This window comes from Microcoleus sp. N9_A1, from assembly GCF_036701795.1.
Lineage (GTDB): Bacteria > Cyanobacteriota > Cyanobacteriia > Cyanobacteriales > Microcoleaceae > Microcoleus.
Genome location: NZ_JAUBRI010000006.1, coordinates 128,242 through 146,955 on the forward strand (window position 1 = coordinate 128,242; position 18,714 = coordinate 146,955).

The following is an 18,714-nucleotide window of genomic DNA, read 5'->3' on the forward strand; positions in this document are numbered from 1 at the left end:
AGTGCAAAGGAAGAAGAAAGAGGATTTAACCGCAGAGGGCGCAGAGGGCGCAGAGAGGGAGAAGGGAAGAAGGAAGGTTTGCGATTTATGTTTTAGTGGTTGCCTCGAATTACGATACGGTTTGTAGTAAGGACTTCAGTCCTTCCTAACTCTTTAATTTTCACTTTTTTACTTCTATGACTTCTTCTACGTTAACTGCTGTTGCGCCTCAAACTTGGATGTGGAAAGGCTTTCCGATTTGTTACCAGGCTGCGGGTTCCCAGGGCCCTGCGGTGGTGTTTGTCCACGGTTTTGGCGCTTCTTGGGGCCACTGGCGCAAGAATTTGCCTGTTTTGGCTGCTAGTTGTCGCTGTTACGCGATCGATCTTATCGGTTTTGGCGGTTCTGCTAAGCCCGCGCCCAAGCTTGAGATTGATTATACTTTTGAAACTTGGGGAGAGTTGATTGCTGATTTTTGTCGGGAAGTTGCGGGCGGGCCTGCTTTTTTGGTGGGAAATTCGATCGGCTGTGTGGCAATAATGCAAGCGGCTGTTGATTTTCCCGATATTGCTTCTGGCGTAATTTTACTCAATTGTTCCCTGCGCTTGCTGCACGATCGCAAGCGCGCCGAAATGCCTTGGTATCGCAGTTTTGGAGCGCCGATTGCACAAAAAGTTTTAAATGTCAAGTGGATAAGTCAATTATTTTTTAAACAATTAGCCACGCCAAAAACAGTAAAAAAAGTGCTTTTGCAAGCTTATCACCGTCCCGAAGCTGTCACCGACGAACTTGTAGAAATCTTGTTAAAACCAGCGCGAGACAGCGGCGCTGTGGATGTATTTGTGGCATTTATCAGCTATTCTCAAGGGCCGCTACCGGAGGATTTGTTGCCGCGTTTGAAGTGTCCTGCTTTGATTATTTGGGGCGCAAATGACCCTTGGGAGCCGATCGCCCTGGGGCAAGAATTGGCCAAGTTTCCGGCTGTAGAAAAGTTTATTCCTTTGGAGGGAGTAGGCCATTGTCCGCAAGATGAAGCGCCGGAATTGGTCAATCCTATTTTACTCGATTGGATTAAAGAGCGATCGGTAATTGCAGAAAATTAGTGCATTTTATTTGTAAAAAAATAGAAGACCCAGATACCCGACTTTTTGAAGAAGTCGGGACTTAAACAAAAAATCAGTGCTAAGGATGATACAATTTATTAAAGCAAGTTTTGGCTTGGTTTGGGCTTAAAATTTGTTTAAGTCCCGTTAAGAAATTACAGGCTAGTGGAATTGAGGAATCATCCAGGTTACACCTATTAGGAGAAGCAACAACTAATGACAGATAGTGAACTCCAAGATGATGTCATCAAAACAGATAAAGATACTGCTGAAGAAGACAGTGGTGATAGTGGTGGATTGTATCCTTACGATCCAACTCAAGCAGATATTGATATTAGAGACGAATCTCAAACTGTTTTTGAGCTATTGAGAAAATATGACAATGGCAAACTTATTACCGACCCGGATTTTCAACGTAATGTAATTTGGGACATACAAAAACAAAGTCAATTTATTGAATCTGTTATCTTAAATTTTCCTCTTCCTCCCTTTTATTTAAATCAAACAAAAGACGGAAAGCTTATTATTGTAGACGGTTTACAGCGAACTACAGCTTTACATGAATTTGTTAACGATAAATTTCAATTAATAGGTTTGCAAGCTTTGACAAATTTGAATGGACACAACTTTTCAGAACTCAAAAAAATATCTGGTGACTATGAAACAAGAATTGAAGATAAAAAACTTTACATATATTTGATTAAACCTTCTGTTCCGGGTAAGGTTGTCTATGATATTTTCAATAGAATTAATACAGCAGGAACTAAGCTTGAACGTCAAGAAGTTAGAAACTGTATTTTTTCAGGAAAATCAACCAAGCTGCTAAAAGAATTATCAGAAAAAGAATATTTTCAAAAGGCTATAGACAACGGTGTTTCACCCAAAAGAATGAAGGATAGAGAAGTTATTTTGCGTTACTTGGCTTTTAAACTCTTTGATTATGAAAACGATTATAAAGGTGATATGAGTGATTTTGTAGAAAGAGCTATGAAAAAAATTAATTTAATGAATGATCGAGACATAGATCTATTAAAAAATGATTTTGAGCGAGTAATGAATTTAACTTTTGAATTTTTTGGACATAAAAATTTTCGTTTGCCCTCTGGTCAAAATAGGGGAAGAATAAATATCGCAATTTTTGAATCTGTGTGTTATTTTTTGTCTGCAAGGAGCGATGAGTTTTTACAATCTCACAAGAAGTCTATTCAAGATAACTTTATTAAATTGCTTGAAAATTCAGCATACTTTGACGCTATAAAGTATTCCACGAGTAGCAAATCTAAAGTTATCACTCGCTTTAAATTGGCACAAGATATTTTAGGAGACGTAGAAAATGCTAACTAAAATAGAGTTAAAAAACTTTAAGTGCTTTAAAGAAGAAATACATTTTCCTTTAAGACAGATTAACCTATTAACAGGCATAAATGGGCGGGGGAAGTCTACTATTTTACAAGCTTTGCTTTTACTGCGACAATCCATTGAGCATAGTGAAGTGACAACCAAAATTCTGTTGAATGGAAGTTGTATAAGACTGGGTAATTTTGTTGATGTTAGAAATAGTAGTATCTCAAGAGATGAACCCATTGTACTTAAATATTATTTCTATGAAATTGTTCATCCCAATAAAGTTATTCATAAATGTATGGAATATTTATTAAGAGAAAATTTAGATGATGATATGGTGGCAGAAATCAGCGAGATTAACTTGTGTAATAAATTTAATTTAGACAATTCTGTTACTACGATACAGAGAAACTATTTTAAAAAAGACAATACTTCTTTTAATATAAATGAATACTCAAATACTGATAATAAACCAAAAAGATTGGGCGACTGTTCATTAAATAATTTAATACCTAATGATTCTAGCCCTACTTTAATAGAAGATGAGGAATTTTATTTGAATTCCTTAGATGAATCTTTCAATTTTAGTCATATGCACTACATTTCAGCCGATCGCATTGGCCCACAAGAATTTTATTTCAAGTCCACTTTGAAAAACTTTCCTAATGTAGGTGCAAAAGGGGAATTTACCGTAAATTTGCTTTATACAAAAAGAAATCATTTAGTTAATGATATGTTGTGCTTAGGAGACAATGCAAAGACATTATCTAATCAAACAGAAGAATGGCTAAGTTATGTTTTTGAGGGAGCTAAAGTAGAAATATCACAATCAATAAGTAACATTTTAGAACCTTTATTTAATACCAACGCTTCAAAAGATCGTTATAAACCAGCTAATGTTGGCTTTGGATACCATTGCATTTTGCCAATTATTGTTTCAGGATTAATTGCTAGAAAAGGTGAAATATTAATTGTAGAAAACCCAGAAGCGCATTTACACCCAAAAGCGCAATCGCGACTAACTCACTTTCTAGCTAAGGTTAGCACTTGTGGCGTACAAGTTTTTATTGAATCACATAGCGATCATATTTTAAATGCCTTGCGAATAGCTGTGCTTGATAAAAATATTGACCATGAAAATTTAAATATATTATACTTACAGCTAAATTCAGAGCCACCAGTTGTACAAATCCCTGTTCAACCTAATGGAGGAATTGAAGAATGGCCTAAAGGATTTTTTGACCAAATGGATAAAGATTTTGAACGTCTTTTTGGAATCTAAAATGGAAATTTTTATTAATGAAGTATCCCTTGAGGGACAGTATCTTAATGATGTCGAATTCAAAGAAGCAGTAATATTTTTTAAAGCTATTTTTGATTTGATTAATGAAAAAATTAAAGATAAACAGATATATAAGGATAGTAAATTATTTGTCAACTATGAAGCGGTAAAAGGCTCTGATTTTAATCAAAGCTTAAATCAAATTAAAGATAAATCACTTAAACTAGCCTTCAAGAATGTTTTTTTTAATAAATTAAATCCTAAAGAATGGCGTAAAGAACAAGTACATTCTTCAACAGACTCGTTTGATTGTTTGATGATTAATGAACAGTACAAGGTTGTAAATGATACATCATTAGCAGAAATAGCTGAGAGAAAATTACAAAACAGTAGTTCAACCTATTTATTGATTAATTTTATCAATTCCAGTTTTCGCCTTGTTCATCCACATATTACTAATTGTTGCTTAATTACTATCGTTAAAAATAATGATGAAGTAAATTGTATAAAATTAGATGGTCTTGATAATAAATCTGCGCTTGAAGATTGGCTAGAACATACATTTAATTTAAGCTGTTCAGTATATGATGAACTTTCTAATGACCCTCCCAGAGATGAGCAAACTATACTAAGAGAAAAAGACAAATTTGAAAAAACTTCATCCAGGTATCATGGCAGAGCTATCTACCGCGAAGTAGCTACAGACCTATATTGGTATGTAGATAATTTACATTTCGGGAAATCCGCTCACTTAGAAGTGTTTAATAAAGATAAATCTCATGTTGGAGAAGCTGATATAAAAGGCAAGATTGATGAGTGTAAACAAGATCCCAAAAAACTATTAGACATTCCTAGTCGCAGAAAGGAAAAAGACGAAGAGACATTAATTTGCCTTGACGACTGGGTTTGAGCCTATTTTCAAGATAACTTTTGTCTGAGTCCCGCTATTGCATTTTCCTTCTTCCTTGTGCTAGTAGAAACCGTACTACAGCAAAAGCGTTAAAGTGAACAAAAAACCTGTCTCAAATTTAATGACTTCCCCAATTTCTCCCGATCGCCGTTTCTTAAAATATCGAATTGCCCTGCTCATCAGTATAATCGGGATTGTCCCTTTAGGTTACATAGTGAGATTTTCTCGCGGCCCTGCACCGGAATGGTTCAACGACTCTTTTGGGAGCATAGCTTATGAGGTATTTTGGATTTTGCTGGTAGTTCTGATCTTGCCGCGATTTTCGCAAATTAGGGCGGCTGTAGCTGTGTGTCTAGCTACCTGCGGAGTAGAGTTTCTCCAACTGTGGACACATCCGTTTTTACAAGCAATGCGAGCTACTTTACCCGGAAGGCTGATTTTGGGAAATCACTTTAGTTGGTCAGATTTTATCTCTTATTTTGTGGGGAGTTTTTTAGGTTTGTTGTGGGTGCGATGGCTTCATTTCACTTGCTTCCGCTTGTAAGTTGTACTGCATTTAAATTGTATATCTCGACGAGCAGAGCCAAAATCGTCAAATCCTCTCCCCATCTCTCTAACACCATAGACAATCTAGCTCCACAAAATCTTAATGATATGGTTGGGGTTATTTTCACATTAGCTAAGCGATCTGGTTAACTTACAATTGAGAATTTTTAGGAGTTGAAGTGGGAGCTATATTTCCGCGATCTCGCCATAGCAACAACGGAATGCTTAACGTTCCTAAAATCATCACAACTCCCGTCAGAATCCAAACTAGCACACGATTTGGGCGATAATCACTTCGCTCAATTTGCCAGAAAACTCGATTGTAACGCCATGCTGCTAAGGCAATCACCGCAATCCCAAAAACGACCAGACTCAGCCCTAAAGTTTCGGAGTTGAAGAAGGGAGGAGAGGAAACTTCTTGCTGAGTTACTGTAGCTTGAAATTGACGGAGAAATAAACTGAACCGAGCAATCGCAAACCCAAAACCAATTAAAGCGAGTGAAGTTCGCAACCATGCCAGAAAGGTGCGTTCATTTGCCTGATGTTCGCGCTGTCGGTCTATTTTAGCACCCTTGTTCATCAACCCTACCTTTATAAAATATCTTAAGCTTTCCCTTGTTGATTATTGTTTCACTTGTGATTGCGGAGGGCAGTATCGGTCTTGCGATCGTGATTCATCATCACCAAAAAAGATAGTATCAGTAAATCGACAAAAAAGCGATCGCCTCCATCTCTACCAACACAAAAGAAGAGGACACAGCAATGCTGTGTCCCTACAAATACCCCAGTTATAATCCAGTTTAAAAAGACTTAGCCGCACCGCCGGACTGAGCCTTTTTCTCCAACCAATCCTGACCCAATCTGATTGTCACATCCGACTGCAAAGAACCGGTACTCTCAACCAGCACATCTCCAAAACCCAAAAACTGGCGAATCGCTTGAGCACCTTTAATATCGCCCTGTTGAGCTACTAGAGTAGTTACCTCCAGCGGTTCGGGCCAAGCTTTATAAACCTGAACATTCCGATAACCGGCTTGAGTCAGAGTATTGACCAAATCTTCAACAGCCGATGGATCTCCGGTACTATCTTGAATCGCCACATTCAGAAAAGTCGAATCAGCATTCTCAATTTGCCAAGTATTTTGGCCGAAGTCAAAATGTTCCGCCACCATAGTTTCGATGGCATATTGGTCGGGCAACCAAAAACTTGCCTTGTAGTCCTTAGAATCGCTAAATTTACCGGGAACCATCAACATCTGCACGCCAGCGCGATCGGTTTGAGTAGCAAAACCAGCCAAAGCTACCAATTCTTCTATACTCAAATTGGTGTCAAGGTGAGACTGAATCACCGATAAAATCTTCGGTAGTCGAGACAGCAAACCTACATTAACTTCCTGTTCCACAAAAGCCCGCATCAACAATTGCTGGCGCTGCACCCGCCCGATATCGCCCAAATCGTCGTGCCGGTAAAGCAAATATTGCACGATTTGTTCGCCGTTTAGTTTCTGCTTGCCAGCCTTTAAATCTATATATAAATGCTGGCTTTCATCGGTATACTTCATGTCTTTAGGGACATTAATAGTAATGCCACCCAGGGCATCGACTAAACTTTTGATTCCTTGAATATTGACTGTGACATAGCGGTCAATTCCCACGCCGCCTAAGAGTCCGCTGACTGACTTGGCTGACGAAGCCGGGCCGCCGTAGTAATTGGCTTCGTTGATTTTCACAACACCCCTGCCTTCAACATAGGTGCGGGTGTCTCGCGGAATGGAAAGCACGCTTAACTTTTTATTTTGAGGGTCAAACCTAACCAATAGCATGGTATCGGTTAACCCCTTGAAAGAGTTTTGCCAGACCTCGTATCCCAGCTCCTTATCGGCATGGCCGTCGATGTCTGAACTCAGAACTTTAAGTCCTAAAACTAAAATATTAACTGGGCGAGTCAGCTCCGGCATTTTCATGTTGAGCTTTGCCATGTCGCCTTGAGAAAATACTGCTGCTTCTTCAGGGCTCAACTTTTGTTGCTGAAGTGGCGTTGTAGAAAGGGAGACGGCTAGCAATGCTCCGGCTGTGGCTGAGAGCATTGCTACTCCAGCCAAACCAAAACCAAAACCCAGCCAGCGGCCTCGATGGGGCTGGGAAGCTTTTTTGGTTGCAGGTTGAGCAGTTGATTGTTGGATAGGGTCTTGATTAGGAATTTTTTGAGCTGGCACTGGCTTCCTCACACACAACAAAAATAAAAAAGATAATGGCAATATGTAGTATCAAGCTGAAGACGCACTCAATCAATAGGGTAGGGGCTTAAAAGAACCCTAAATTATGATAAATGTTTGCCTACTACTTGCTCGGCTACGCGACTAATTCCGGGCAACCATAGCGGTTGACGCTTCCAGAGGCGAACCATCAGTCCCAGAGCAACGATGAAATAGCTGGTGGTTAGCAGGCTACTCATTAATAACATGGGAAGTGTCGGAGATTCCGCAGAAATCGCTCCAGCTTCTAAAAGAATATGTCCTAAGAGCCAACTAAAAGCAAGGGCAATTGCCAAGCGGCTGATGGCTTTGCGTTCGGGACTACCCTGACGGCGGTAAAGAGTCCACAGGGCGGGGAAAAAGCCGATGACAGGGATCATTAATACAAACAGACTTGCACGATCGAGTTCAGGATTTTCTAAGGGATCTGTATTTTTCATAATTCGCTACTCAAAATTTGCAGCAGGTCTAGTTTTGCACAAAAGTTATTTGTTAGACGGAAAATTAATATCGTAAACCAAAATTCGGAGAGCAGGGCAGGTTTTGCACAAAACTTGTGTGTTAGAAGCAAAATTTTTCCGCTAAACCTGCCCCTACCTATTATTCACAACTTTTCGACCCGGAGACTCGTATTTTGATAAACTGGATACAGCACAGCAGACAGGAGAACAGACTTAGCCATGACCCAATCCCAAAAATCAATCGTTATTGCTCCATCCATATTATCAGCAGATTTTAGCCGTCTTGGAGAAGAGATTCAGGCTGTCGATCGAGCTGGGGCTGACTGGATTCACGTAGATGTGATGGACGGTCGCTTTGTTCCTAATATTACTATCGGGCCGCTGATTGTTGAGGCAATTCGCCCCGTTACTACCAAGGTGATCGATGTCCACTTGATGATTGTGGAGCCGGAGAAGTACGTCGAGGACTTCGCTAAGGCCGGTGCTGACATTATTTCGGTTCACGCGGAACATAATGCTTCGCCTCACTTGCACCGCACCCTCGGCCAAATTCGGGAATTGGGCAAAATGGCTGGTGTGGTTCTGAATCCTTCGACGCCGCTGGAGTTGATCGAGTACGTGCTGGAACTGTGCGATTTGGTGCTGATTATGAGCGTCAATCCCGGCTTTGGTGGTCAAAGTTTTATCCCGGCTGTTTTGCCGAAAATTCGCCAGTTGCGTAAAATGTGCGACGACAAGGGCCTCGATCCTTGGATTGAGGTAGATGGCGGTTTGAAGGGGAACAATACTTGGCAGGTTCTGGAAGCGGGCGCAAATGCGATCGTCGCTGGTTCTGCTGTGTTTAAGGCGAAGGATTACGCAGGCGCGATCGAGGGTATCCGCCACAGCAAGCGTCCGACTCCAGAGTTGGCTGCGGTTTAATCAAAGATTTTTCGAGTTTTTCTGGTTTTTCTCGTTCCCAGCCTGCTTTGGCTGGGAACGCATTTTTATACTCGGTTTCCAAGAGTCAGGAATTACTTATTTCGAGACAGATGCGAGAATGCTTTCCATCTCAGAAAGCTCGACCGCCCCGGAGAAAGTTGTGCCGTTCATAATAAAAAAGGGAGTGCCTTCAATACCTAGTTGTTGAGCGAGTTGCACGTCTTTGGCAATAGCGGCTTCGGCGGCGGGGCTGTTGCGATCGGTGTTAAATTTATCTAATTTTAGATTGAGCTTTTGGGCGATCGATGTGTACAATGGCTCGCCTAACTCTTTCTGTCCTTCAAACAAAGCGCTGTAATATTCCCAGAATTTGCCCTGCTGCCCAGCAGCCCAAGCTGCTTTAGCTGCTGGCAGCGCTTGAGGGTGAATAGAAGTCAAGGGTAAATGCTTGTAAGCTAAAGTAACTTTGTCCTGGTGTTTTGCCATAAACTGCTTGACAGTATCGTGAGCGCGCGCGCAAAACGGACATTGAAAGTCAGAGAATTCTAAAAGTACAATCTGCTGCGAAGCTGAACCCGTGCTGGGAGAATCCCCGATCGCAGATTTGGGATTAGTTTTCATGTCCTGCAAAAATGACTGCTGCGCTGCTTTGAGAGACTGCTGCTGCTGTTGCTGGTACGCTTGTACCGACTCTAAAATTGCTTGCGGATTTTCGCGGATAACCTGCAAGACTTGCTCTTTAAACTTGGGATCGACTGAATTGCCAGCCGCTGACTGCGCGGGGGAACAACCGATAAATACCAGGCAACCTGCCAGGAGTGCAGCCAAGCACAAGGCTTGCTGGCTGCGGAGTTTTCGCCAAATAGTGGATACGTTCATCTTTTTTTTCTGATTCACAGCAACACTTAATCCTACATTTAATTTTGCTGAGTGTCAGGTATGCCGCTGTTGACTGCTGTCCAGCTTTTTTTAGCTTTGAGCAATAATTAGCCATTGGCAATCGGTAATTCGTAGTCGGTAATTTGCCTGGGGTATTAATCACCCGAACACCTACTAACCTAATAATTAAGATTTAAATCATGAGAATTTAATATAATATAAATTTGCCTCAAACGACTCAATAAAAAAGGTTTGTAGTGAGGACTTTAGTCCTGCTCAGATTCTGAGGACTAAAGTCTTAACGACAAACACGATCGCGGTTATTTTACAGGACTAGATATAAAATATAAAAGGACGATCGCCCCGGCGATCGTCCTCTTATTTGCTGCACTGCACGTATTATCAGCTTTTAAGCTTGTCTGAATCAGAGACTATTTGCGATTGTTGAGCCATTTAGCCGCAACTATTCCCAAGATACCCACAACAACGGGATTTCCCAAAAACTTCATCAAACTCGGCTGTTCTGCTAGCACTTCTCGGAAAATATCTGGGTGATTGTGATAGGTAAACGAGGCCAGCTTGGTAACATCGTCAGCATTCATGCGGCTGGCGTGGTGGGTAGAAAGTCCTAGCTGCTTTTCCAATTGGCGATCATCCAATCCTCTCTTGCCCAAATGCTTGAAGAATTCCCGCGCTACATCGTCGCGTTCGTTTGGCTTAATTTGGGCGATCGCCTTTTGCAATTCCGGTTCCAACTGAGCCGGCGGGAGGGAGTCGTGATTCAGGGAACGCCCGAATAATTGTTTGCGCTGAGCAGGCGAAGTTCTCTGAGCAAAATCGTCAAAGTTTTCGTAATCTTCACCAGTTGTCTCCGGCATCATTTCTCGATCGCCCTGAGCTAAATCGTTCATGATTTGACGCTTGTAATTATCGCTGCTACTCATGGTAACTCTCTTCCAATCTACACAACATTTCCGTCTTAAATTGAGTTAGTTTCGCCTTCAAAAAACTACGGAATATTAAACCGCCACGCGGCTATCATTTAAGCTTGCTAACCCGGTCAAGACTTGTATTCAATCTGATTTGATTGCTGGTCGTACTTAGCAGTCAAAATCAGTTTTTTGTCAGGAGCGTAAACCAAAACACTTACATCCTGATTTGGGAAATTGCGGTGAAAACCTTGTGCTAAAGATTTCGCCAAATCTTTCACTTCAGTCGGGCGGACTTGCGGGGTAATTACAACTCCCAATTTATTATTGTCACGCACGTAAGCATCCTGAACCAGACCCTGAGCCGTCTTTGTTACCCATTGACCAAAATCTTGACCTGCGGGGGTATTGCCACGTTCTAGCTGTGCGTAATAACCCTGACTGCCGCCAATTGCTACAGGTACATCAGTCGGTTTTTGGGTTTTAATGCTGGGCGCGCAGGCAGTCGTAACAGCCAGCATTAAAACCAAGAGTAAGCCCGCAATTACTTTGCGACTCTGCTGCAATAAACTCACCTTTTTTCCTCCGTTCTGAAAACAAGTTGAATAATTGAAAGGGTCAGGTTGATTGACCCTCTCAATTAGTATGAGGCTTAGTCTAGTTTCTTTTTGAGCTCATCTTTTACATCTTCGATCGCGTGACCAGCTTCAGCTTGTTTTTGCTTGGCTTTGCCTTCTGCTTTATCTTTCGGATCGCCAGTAACATTGCCTAGGGCTTCTTGAGCAGCGCCTTCGATGTTTTTGCCAGTTGCCTTTGCTCTATCTTCAACGCTCATCGGTTTCTCCCTATGTGTATCTAATTTGACATTTTTTACTTAAACTCATCATAGGTAACTAGGAGCTGCGTTGCACTCTACCTCTAGGAAGAAAGAATGAATAACAAATGGAATAGGGAATAGGGAATAGGGAATAGGTATTTTCGGTCTTGAAGCAACTGCCACTTTCCTACTTAATTTTTGTGGTTTTTACCTTTTATGCTGGTTGTAATGAAGTATTTATGTAAAAAAAATGGTGTATGGTCACCCATACACCCAAGACTTTTTTTTAAGCAATAAAAAAAAATACTTTTGATCTTTTGATTTAATTCTGCCTTCTGCCTTCCCAAGGGGAGTGTGGGCCAGACCACATTTTACCCACACGCTAAAAAAAGACTATTAGTTTTAATCTACCTTGTGATGGCATTCTTCATCTATTTTGTGCTGAAGTTCTTCTTTCAACTGTTCGACAGCGCGCATAGTTTGAGCATCTTCTTGTTTTTGCTGACCCAGGGCTTTTTCTGTTTCCTCGCCGAGCAATATTTCCCTAGATTTTGGTAGCGTGACTTGATTTTCGCTGTCCGTGTGGATCGCGTTTTCTTGAGTATTCATTAGTTTTTCCCCTATTGTTTGCAAAATTTATTTTTAACAAGGGTACTTAGAAGTTAACCTTATATTTATAATAAGGGAAATCACGAAGGCTTCCCTCTGTCTGAAGGGAGATAGGGGCTGGGGAATAGTTTTGAGTTTTGAGTTTTATAGTTAAGATAAATTACGGAAACTGCGATTAGCCCCAAAGGAGAGAGGGGAAGGGGAATAGTGCGTGAGATTGCTTGGTGAGTGGCAAGGCGCGGGCAGTGAATGAGTTGGGGAAAGGGGAGGAGGGAGGAGAATTTTTTTGCGGCGCGATCGGCATAAGTACCTTTTCTCGGTTCTTTGATGAGGCTGTTTCGACATCCTTGACATACTCCCCGACCGTCGCGGACGGAGATTCTAATTCATGGTTCATCGAAGTCCACTTGCTATCTCAGGGTGCATCGTCAATAGTAGAGGGGGTCTTCTCCCCACACTTTCCTTCTTTCGAGGCGGATACCTCTGGCCCAGAGGTATCGTTTTGCCGCTCCATCCCTAGCATCTTCATTCCCTTTTTCAGGATAATTAAAGTCAGTGAAGTAGTCGCCTCCTCCACTGCCAAAACTGAACGTGATAGTTTCCCATCATTCCGCTCCTCAATAAAACGGCTGTTGTCATCAGTAAGTCGTTACCAACATATCGTTTTCCCACGCCCAAAGCCTTCCTTCCACTGTTGGCTTAGGTTTAGCACTTTTGCAGCTAGATTTGTTACCGAGATTGCCATCATTAGCAGTTTTTGTGTCGTGGCAATGTCGATGGAGTCATTGCCAATTATCATACGATTCCCTTCCACTTTGCGATTTGGGGATGACGTGATCAACCTCTATCTTTGAAGTAGTTATCGCAGTGATCACATTTCCATTTTTGTCCCTTGAGTAGTTTAGACACTTTTACGGGTATTTCGAGGCGTACTCCCATTCTTGAACTGGAGCATCTCAATGAAAGCAGGCAAGCTAGAAATTGGAATGGGGAGTCATGAGCCAGGAGGAAAGAGGAAGAAGGAAAGAGCCAGAATAAGTGTTTTTACAAATATGAGATGCTCCCAACCCACGCGACTTATTTATTACTTGTGCAACTTTTATGTAGTGTCTTTTGTGACTTTCATTGCTGGGGGTGATAATAGTGTGAAGTTCCAGGATTTTGCCATTAACTTTGCCTGATGTGTTTTGCCCAACAGGGAATTGTCTGATGTTTAATCCTAAGAAATCGAACCCGGGTTTTTCATTTAGGGTAAGCCCATTTTAACGAGAGTCCAAAGTATGCTAAAGTTAAAATCGTTCGGCATTTGGGAGTAATTGTTGTAACTGTTCATAGGGTAGACCAAGTAATCGCTGTGTTTCTTGATGATTCTCTTCAATATAATTCAGTATCTCGCTCATGTTTATGTTTAAAAAAAAGTCTGTTATGTTCTTTTCCCACATAAGGGGAATATTTGGGAGATATCTAAAGAATAGTGCCTAAAAAGAATTGAGACATAAATGCCTAATCTTCATTTATAATTTTCCCGAAAACAACCCGACTATAACTTAATTAAATTAGTATGGCACTCGATACATATATATTATTGTAAATCGATTTTTTATATTAATTTCAGAGCTAGAATATTTATGGCATCACCTCTTAAATCAAGGAAAATTAATAATTAAATGGGGTCGCCCAATCAAAAACAAGGGTAATGCTTGTATGACAGTTTAAATGTGCAACCGCTTAGACGTGCTACGTGGTTCTAAAAATCAAAAATTTTTGCAATGCCAGCACCACCAACTTTCTACTTATGGAATTAGTCAAGACTGAAGTATAGACAATTTATTAGAGGAAGCCTACTCTGCCGCATATCTTAGCCGTATCATGTGTTGCTTAGTTCACCCTACTTCAGGCCGTTTCACCTGAGTTCGGCTCAGTCGAGGCAACTGCTAGTAATTGAGCAGCCTGCACGTTACTCATTGCAACTTCCCAAATGCCTTTTGCACAATAGCTGTAAAAGTCACGAACAGGCAGACACAATGAAAGCTACTGGTAAGGTGTATACAATTGATTTGGCTGGTAATCAGTATCAAAGCCCTCGCTATTTGCAAAGTCGGGCCAGGATTAACTCGCTCATCGACCATTATATGTCATTGGAAGTTTTGAGCGATCGACTTTCCGATCTACCCCAGCAATTTTCCACCCCGCATCCCCGCCCTTGGGAACCCATAGATTGGCAAAGAATCAATCGCGACCAAATTATTGGTGTCAAGCCAGAAATCTTTTTGCAAATATTGGCAAGTGCGGCAGAAATTGAAGCTCCCATCCGCAGCTACGGTAGAGAAAGCTGGTGCTACTTACAGCATATTTACCCGCAAATGGCGCGGTTTATGGGAGGAATTTTTGATGACAATGGCAACATTCTAGAGATAGGTGTCTGGGAAAAAGAAGAACGCCAACATTGCCCGACATTTAGGAAAATTTACCAGCAACTTACAGGGGAAAAACTGCAAGTAAAACCCAACTCTGTGAATGGCTGTCAATCCACAGGTGACGCTTGGCAAGATACCTATAAACACGTGATTAGTCGCCTGAGTACCGAGTGGGGAGCTACTTCTGTTTATTTATGGTTGATGGTACACTCAACTGGAGCGTTGCAACAGGCAATTTCCCAGCCTTTACAGGATGAACTCAATCATTTGGCTAAGTTTTGGGGTTTCAGTCGCTGGGCATTCTCCCAGAGTTATTTCAATCAACTAAAAGGCTCTACCAAAAACCTGATTGCTTTGCTGAAACACCATCAGATTGAACGCACGCACGGTAACGATGTGTTTAATACTTCACTTAGTCTCAAACAGCTTTCTTTGGTGTTGGAATTGACTTTTACATTCACACGAGTGATGGTGCGTTTGCGGCGCTGGAACCGGGAGCTCAGTCGTAGTTATCTCAGACATTTGTTTGGTACTGCGCCGATGGTTGATGCACCGCGCAAGGTCGCTTAAATCTGAGATATTGCATGAGATTCATGAACAGGCAAGATGCCTGTTCCACAAGAGTTCAATTTTATTGGGTTAAGGTGTACCCTAAGCACCCAGCTATGTTAAAGTGCTGACAGATATACTCGTTTTAATCTTGAAGAATACAGCGCATGAATCAAAGTTTAATGAATCTGTAACGATCGCACTTCAGAGACAATTGAAATTAAAAGGTACTATCGATCATGCAAATTACGATCGACCTTCCCGACAATCTCCCCCTGACTGAAGTTGAATTTATCATTCCCATTGACAGATAGACTCTGGTTTGAGAGGGCAAATTTCAGGAGCGATCGGATTTCCGTTGAGATGGAGTTTTTTCAGGTTAGTCAGGGATGCTAGCGGTTTGATATCGCTGATTTGATTCTTGTCGAGATAGAGAGAGTTAAGGTTAGTCAGGGATGCTAGCGGTTTGATATCGCTGATTTGATTCTTGTCGAGGTAGAGAGAGTTAAGGTTAGTCAGGGATGCTAGCGGTTTGATATCGCTGATTTGATTGTTGAGGAGGTTGAGCACAGTCAGGTTAGTCAAGGATGCTAGCGGTTTGATATCGCTGATTTGATTATTGCCGAGGCTGAGCGAAGTCAGGTTAGTCAAGGATTGTAGTGGTTTGATCTCACTGATTTGACTGTTGTCGAGGCTGAGCGAAGTCAGTTTAGTCAATGATGCTAGTGGTTCGATGTCGATGATTTGATTATTATTGAGGCTGATCACAGTCAGGTTAGTCAAGGATGCTAGCGGTTTGATGTCGCTGATTTGATTCTTGTCGAGGTAGAGCCGAGTCAGGTTAGTAAAGGATACTAGCGGTTTGATGTCCCTGATTTGATTATTATCGAGGCTGAGCGAAGTCAGTTTAGTCAAGGATGCTAGCGGTTTGATGTCGATGATTGGATTATTGCCGAGGTAGAGCACAGTCAGGTTAGTCAAGGATGCTAGCGGTTTGATGTCGCTGATTTGATTCTTGTCGAGGTAGATCACAGTCAGGTTAGTCAAGGATGCTAGCGGTTTGATGTCGCTAACTTTATTCTCGTACAGGACGAGCCGATTCAGTTTGGTCAAAGATGCTACTAGCGGTTTGATGTCGCTGATTTGATTATTGCCGAGGTAGAGCTCTGTCAGGTTAGTCAAGGATGCTAGCGGTTTGGTGTCGCTGATTTTATTGTTGGTGAGATACAGTGTCGTGAAACTTGAAAGTTTCCGATCGCCCTCAACACAATCAGTAGTCCCCGCTTTCTCCAACAGCACATCAACAGTATGTTTAGTTTCAGGACTCAAATCGGCTTTTTGGCGGCACCAATCAGCAAATGTTTTGTTTGCCGATCGCACTTCTGCGGCCTTCACAGACAGTTTATTTCCACATGATGCTAGGCCGATCGCACTAAAAGCAACTACGATCAACCTTGATAAATTAATGTGTTGCTGTGCAACTATAAATTTTATCATCTTGCCTCTCTAATTTTCTAAATAGACAATGGCAGGTTGGCAAACTGTCACGATACTGCCATAAAGTTCTAAAATAGCTCTCATATTCAACTTATAGCCAATAATTTTATCTCCGAAAACTCAGGAAGATACCTTATGAACCGCCCACCATCTTACACATCATCTGAAATGACTGATCGCGATCGTGCGAACCTCAACCGCCTAATTGATTACAGTTCCATCCAATCGATACCCGAAATTTGGGCGATCGTCAAACAAAAATTCGGTCAAACCGTCGCCCTCCACGACCCCCACAGCCAGCCCGAAATCAAATTCACCTACACCGACCTGTACCAACAAATCCAGCAATTCGCCGCCGGCTTACAAGCCCTAGGCATCGAACCAAATCCCGAAGAAGCAGTCCCTCCCCGCATCGCCCTCTTCGCCGACAACAGCCCCCGCTGGCTGATAGCCGACCAAGGTATCATGATGGCCGGGGCCGCAAATGTTGTTCGAGGCGCCACCGCCGACCCCGAAGAACTCCTGTACATCATCCAAGACAGCGGCAGCACCGCCTTGGTAGTCGAAAACCTGGCATTACTGAAAAAACTGCAACACCGCCTCCCTGATTTGCCCATTCAACTCATCGTCCTCCTGTCCGAGGAAGAACCGGAAACCAGCCAAACCCTAAGCACAGTCAAATTTTCTCAAGTGATGACTACAGGGGCCAACCGTCCCCTCAAACCCTCCAACCACAAGCCTCAAACCCTCGCCACTCTCCTCTACACCAGCGGCACCACCGGCAAACCCAAAGGCGTCATGCTGACTCATGGCAACCTGCTGCACCAACTCAACACCTTGGGCACAATTCTCCAGCCCGAAGCCGGCGACGGCGTCCTCAGTATTCTGCCCAGTTGGCACGCCTACGAACGCAGCGTCGAATACTTCCTGCTTTCCCAAGGATGCACGCAAATTTACACCAATATTCGCTATTTCAAACAAGACTTTAAAACTTACAAACCCCAGTACATGGTCAGCGTTCCGCGCCTCTGGGAATCGATTTACGAGGCCGTACAAAAGCAGTTTCGGGAACAACCACCTAAGAAACAAAAATTGGTGAATTTCCTGTTATCTGCCAGCCAGCAATACATTGAGAACCGCCGCATTTTCCAAGGATTAACTCTCAGTTTGAAACCTGCTTCTGCTTCCGAAAAACTAATCGCCCGCACCAAAAGCATTCTGTGGTCGCCCGTACACGCCCTCGCCGAAAAATTGGTTTACAAAAAAGTCAGGGAAGCTACAGGGGGACGCTTAAAATGGGCCATTAGCGGCGGCGGTTCTTTGGCAACGCATTTAGACAATTTCTTTGAAATAGCTAATATCGGCTTGTTGGTGGGATATGGTTTAACCGAAACGTCCCCGGTTTTAACCGTCCGTCGCCCTTGGCACAATCTTAAAGGTTCCGCAGGACAGCCGATCGCCCATACGGAAATTAAAATAGTAGACCCAGAAACCAGACAGCAACTGCCCACAGGCCAGCGCGGCTTGGTATTGGCGCGGGGGCCGCAAATTATGGCAGGTTATTATCTTAATCCCCAAGCGACTGCCAAGGCGATCGACCCCGAAGGCTGGTTTGACACCGGCGATTTAGGCTGGCTGACACCGGGAAACGACTTAGTTTTGACCGGGCGGGCCAAAGATACGATCGTCCTCAGCAACGGCGAAAACATCGAACCGCAGCCCATAGAAGATGCCTGCGTCCGCAGCCCCTACATCGACCAAATTATCGTAGTAGGCCAAGACCAGAAATCGATCGGTGCCTTAATTGTCCCCAATCCAGAAGCCGTACTCAAATGGGGCGAAACTCAGACTCCCCCATTACAGGAAATTGACTGGAATAGCAAGACAATTCAAGACTTATTCCGCCAAGAGTTGAACCGGGAGGTGAAAAATCGCCCTGGATACCGCGCGGACGATCGGATCGGCCCGTTCCGGTTGATTCAGGAGCCATTTTCGATGGAAAATGGAATGTTGACCCAGACCCTGAAAATTAAGCGCCCGGTTGTGACGGAACACTACCGCGATATGATTGACGAGATGTTTTGAAATATTCGCAGGACTTGGGGAATGGAAAAGAAAAAATTATCCCAACACCCGAGTCCCAAGTCCGAGTCCTCAGTCCTCAGCCATTAGTTCATGTTTACCAACTAATGACTAATGCCTAATTCCTAATTGAC

The 18,714-nt window shown here is 42.6% G+C and carries 19 protein-coding genes and 1 pseudogene; 10 read left to right on the forward strand and 10 right to left on the reverse strand.

The window, feature by feature from the left end:
* Positions 1 to 176: 176 nt before the first annotated feature.
* From QUA58_RS04515 to QUA58_RS04535, 5 genes are all read left to right on the forward strand, one after another.
* Complete coding sequence (locus QUA58_RS04515; protein WP_333393170.1) at positions 177 to 1,082, forward strand: alpha/beta fold hydrolase; 906 nt, start codon at positions 177 to 179, stop codon at positions 1,080 to 1,082.
* A gap of 216 nt (positions 1,083 to 1,298) precedes the next feature.
* Positions 1,299 to 2,426: a DUF262 domain-containing protein gene (locus tag QUA58_RS04520; protein WP_333393171.1), complete on the forward strand. Its 1,128-nt coding sequence runs from the start codon at positions 1,299 to 1,301 to the stop codon at positions 2,424 to 2,426.
* Positions 2,416 to 3,708 carry a DUF3696 domain-containing protein gene (locus QUA58_RS04525; RefSeq protein WP_333393172.1) on the forward strand — a complete coding sequence of 431 codons (1,293 nt, stop codon included), beginning with the start codon at positions 2,416 to 2,418 and terminating at the stop codon, positions 3,706 to 3,708. The genes QUA58_RS04520 and QUA58_RS04525 overlap by 11 nt, the downstream gene beginning before the upstream one ends.
* 1 nt (position 3,709) lies before the next feature.
* The gene (locus QUA58_RS04530; RefSeq protein ID WP_333393173.1) at positions 3,710 to 4,618 is read left to right on the forward strand and encodes a hypothetical protein; all 909 of its coding nucleotides are present in this window, start codon (positions 3,710 to 3,712) and stop codon (positions 4,616 to 4,618) included.
* Positions 4,619 to 4,712: 94 nt separating this feature from the next.
* Positions 4,713 to 5,162 carry a DUF2809 domain-containing protein gene (locus tag QUA58_RS04535; protein WP_333393174.1) on the forward strand — a complete coding sequence of 150 codons (450 nt, stop codon included), beginning with the start codon at positions 4,713 to 4,715 and terminating at the stop codon, positions 5,160 to 5,162.
* Between the two features lie 153 nt (positions 5,163 to 5,315).
* Here the strand turns inward: QUA58_RS04535 and QUA58_RS04540 are convergent, their stop codons facing one another.
* The 3 genes from QUA58_RS04540 to QUA58_RS04550 form a co-directional block, all read right to left on the reverse strand.
* Positions 5,316 to 5,744, reverse strand: coding sequence for a DUF202 domain-containing protein (locus QUA58_RS04540; RefSeq protein WP_333254293.1), 429 nt, complete (start codon positions 5,742 to 5,744; stop codon positions 5,316 to 5,318).
* Between the two features lie 220 nt (positions 5,745 to 5,964).
* On the reverse strand, positions 5,965 to 7,380 hold the full coding sequence (locus QUA58_RS04545) for an LCP family protein (RefSeq protein WP_333254291.1): 1,416 nt from the start codon (positions 7,378 to 7,380) through the stop codon (positions 5,965 to 5,967).
* 104 nt (positions 7,381 to 7,484) lie between these two features.
* On the reverse strand, positions 7,485 to 7,859 hold the full coding sequence (locus tag QUA58_RS04550) for a hypothetical protein (RefSeq protein ID WP_172192965.1): 375 nt from the start codon (positions 7,857 to 7,859) through the stop codon (positions 7,485 to 7,487).
* Between the two features lie 240 nt (positions 7,860 to 8,099).
* Here QUA58_RS04550 and rpe point away from each other — a divergent pair, with 240 nt between their 5' ends.
* A complete protein-coding gene (gene rpe, locus QUA58_RS04555) occupies positions 8,100 to 8,801 on the forward strand; it encodes a ribulose-phosphate 3-epimerase (RefSeq protein ID WP_333254289.1) in 702 nt (233 codons plus the stop codon).
* A gap of 96 nt (positions 8,802 to 8,897) precedes the next feature.
* Here the strand turns inward: rpe and QUA58_RS04560 are convergent, their stop codons facing one another.
* The 6 genes from QUA58_RS04560 to QUA58_RS04585 form a co-directional block, all read right to left on the reverse strand.
* On the reverse strand, positions 8,898 to 9,680 hold the full coding sequence (locus tag QUA58_RS04560) for a DsbA family protein (RefSeq protein ID WP_333254287.1): 783 nt from the start codon (positions 9,678 to 9,680) through the stop codon (positions 8,898 to 8,900).
* A 431-nt stretch (positions 9,681 to 10,111) separates the two neighbouring features.
* Positions 10,112 to 10,624: a hypothetical protein gene (locus tag QUA58_RS04565; RefSeq protein WP_333254286.1), complete on the reverse strand. Its 513-nt coding sequence runs from the start codon at positions 10,622 to 10,624 to the stop codon at positions 10,112 to 10,114.
* Positions 10,625 to 10,740: 116 nt separating this feature from the next.
* Entirely contained in the window at positions 10,741 to 11,184 is a 444-nt protein-coding gene (locus QUA58_RS04570; protein ID WP_333254284.1) for a hypothetical protein, read from the reverse strand.
* A 77-nt stretch (positions 11,185 to 11,261) separates the two neighbouring features.
* Positions 11,262 to 11,444, reverse strand: coding sequence for a CsbD family protein (locus QUA58_RS04575; protein WP_333254282.1), 183 nt, complete (start codon positions 11,442 to 11,444; stop codon positions 11,262 to 11,264).
* Positions 11,445 to 11,828: 384 nt separating this feature from the next.
* Positions 11,829 to 12,035 carry a hypothetical protein gene (locus QUA58_RS04580; RefSeq protein ID WP_333254280.1) on the reverse strand — a complete coding sequence of 69 codons (207 nt, stop codon included), beginning with the start codon at positions 12,033 to 12,035 and terminating at the stop codon, positions 11,829 to 11,831.
* 782 nt (positions 12,036 to 12,817) lie between these two features.
* Positions 12,818 to 12,910: an HNH endonuclease gene (locus tag QUA58_RS04585; RefSeq protein WP_333168740.1), complete on the reverse strand. Its 93-nt coding sequence runs from the start codon at positions 12,908 to 12,910 to the stop codon at positions 12,818 to 12,820.
* 660 nt (positions 12,911 to 13,570) lie between these two features.
* Here QUA58_RS04585 and QUA58_RS04590 point away from each other — a divergent pair.
* The 3 genes and pseudogenes from QUA58_RS04590 to QUA58_RS04595 all read left to right on the forward strand — a co-directional run.
* Positions 13,571 to 13,751: pseudogene (locus QUA58_RS04590) on the forward strand (IS630 family transposase); the annotation flags it as partial.
* Positions 13,752 to 13,850 (forward strand): RQC domain-containing protein, encoded by a 99-nt coding sequence (locus tag QUA58_RS31470; RefSeq protein WP_445243688.1) that lies wholly within the window; start codon positions 13,752 to 13,754, stop codon positions 13,848 to 13,850.
* A 209-nt stretch (positions 13,851 to 14,059) separates the two neighbouring features.
* Complete coding sequence (locus QUA58_RS04595; RefSeq protein WP_333393175.1) at positions 14,060 to 15,022, forward strand: hypothetical protein; 963 nt, start codon at positions 14,060 to 14,062, stop codon at positions 15,020 to 15,022.
* Positions 15,023 to 15,295: 273 nt separating this feature from the next.
* On the opposite strand, the gene QUA58_RS04600 is transcribed toward QUA58_RS04595, so the two are convergent.
* A complete protein-coding gene (locus QUA58_RS04600; RefSeq protein ID WP_333393176.1) occupies positions 15,296 to 16,498 on the reverse strand; it encodes a leucine-rich repeat domain-containing protein in 1,203 nt (400 codons plus the stop codon).
* 135 nt (positions 16,499 to 16,633) lie between these two features.
* Between QUA58_RS04600 and QUA58_RS04605 the strand changes: the two genes are divergently transcribed.
* On the forward strand, positions 16,634 to 18,583 hold the full coding sequence (locus QUA58_RS04605) for a long-chain fatty acid--CoA ligase (protein WP_333254271.1): 1,950 nt from the start codon (positions 16,634 to 16,636) through the stop codon (positions 18,581 to 18,583).
* Positions 18,584 to 18,714: the final 131 nt, after the last annotated feature.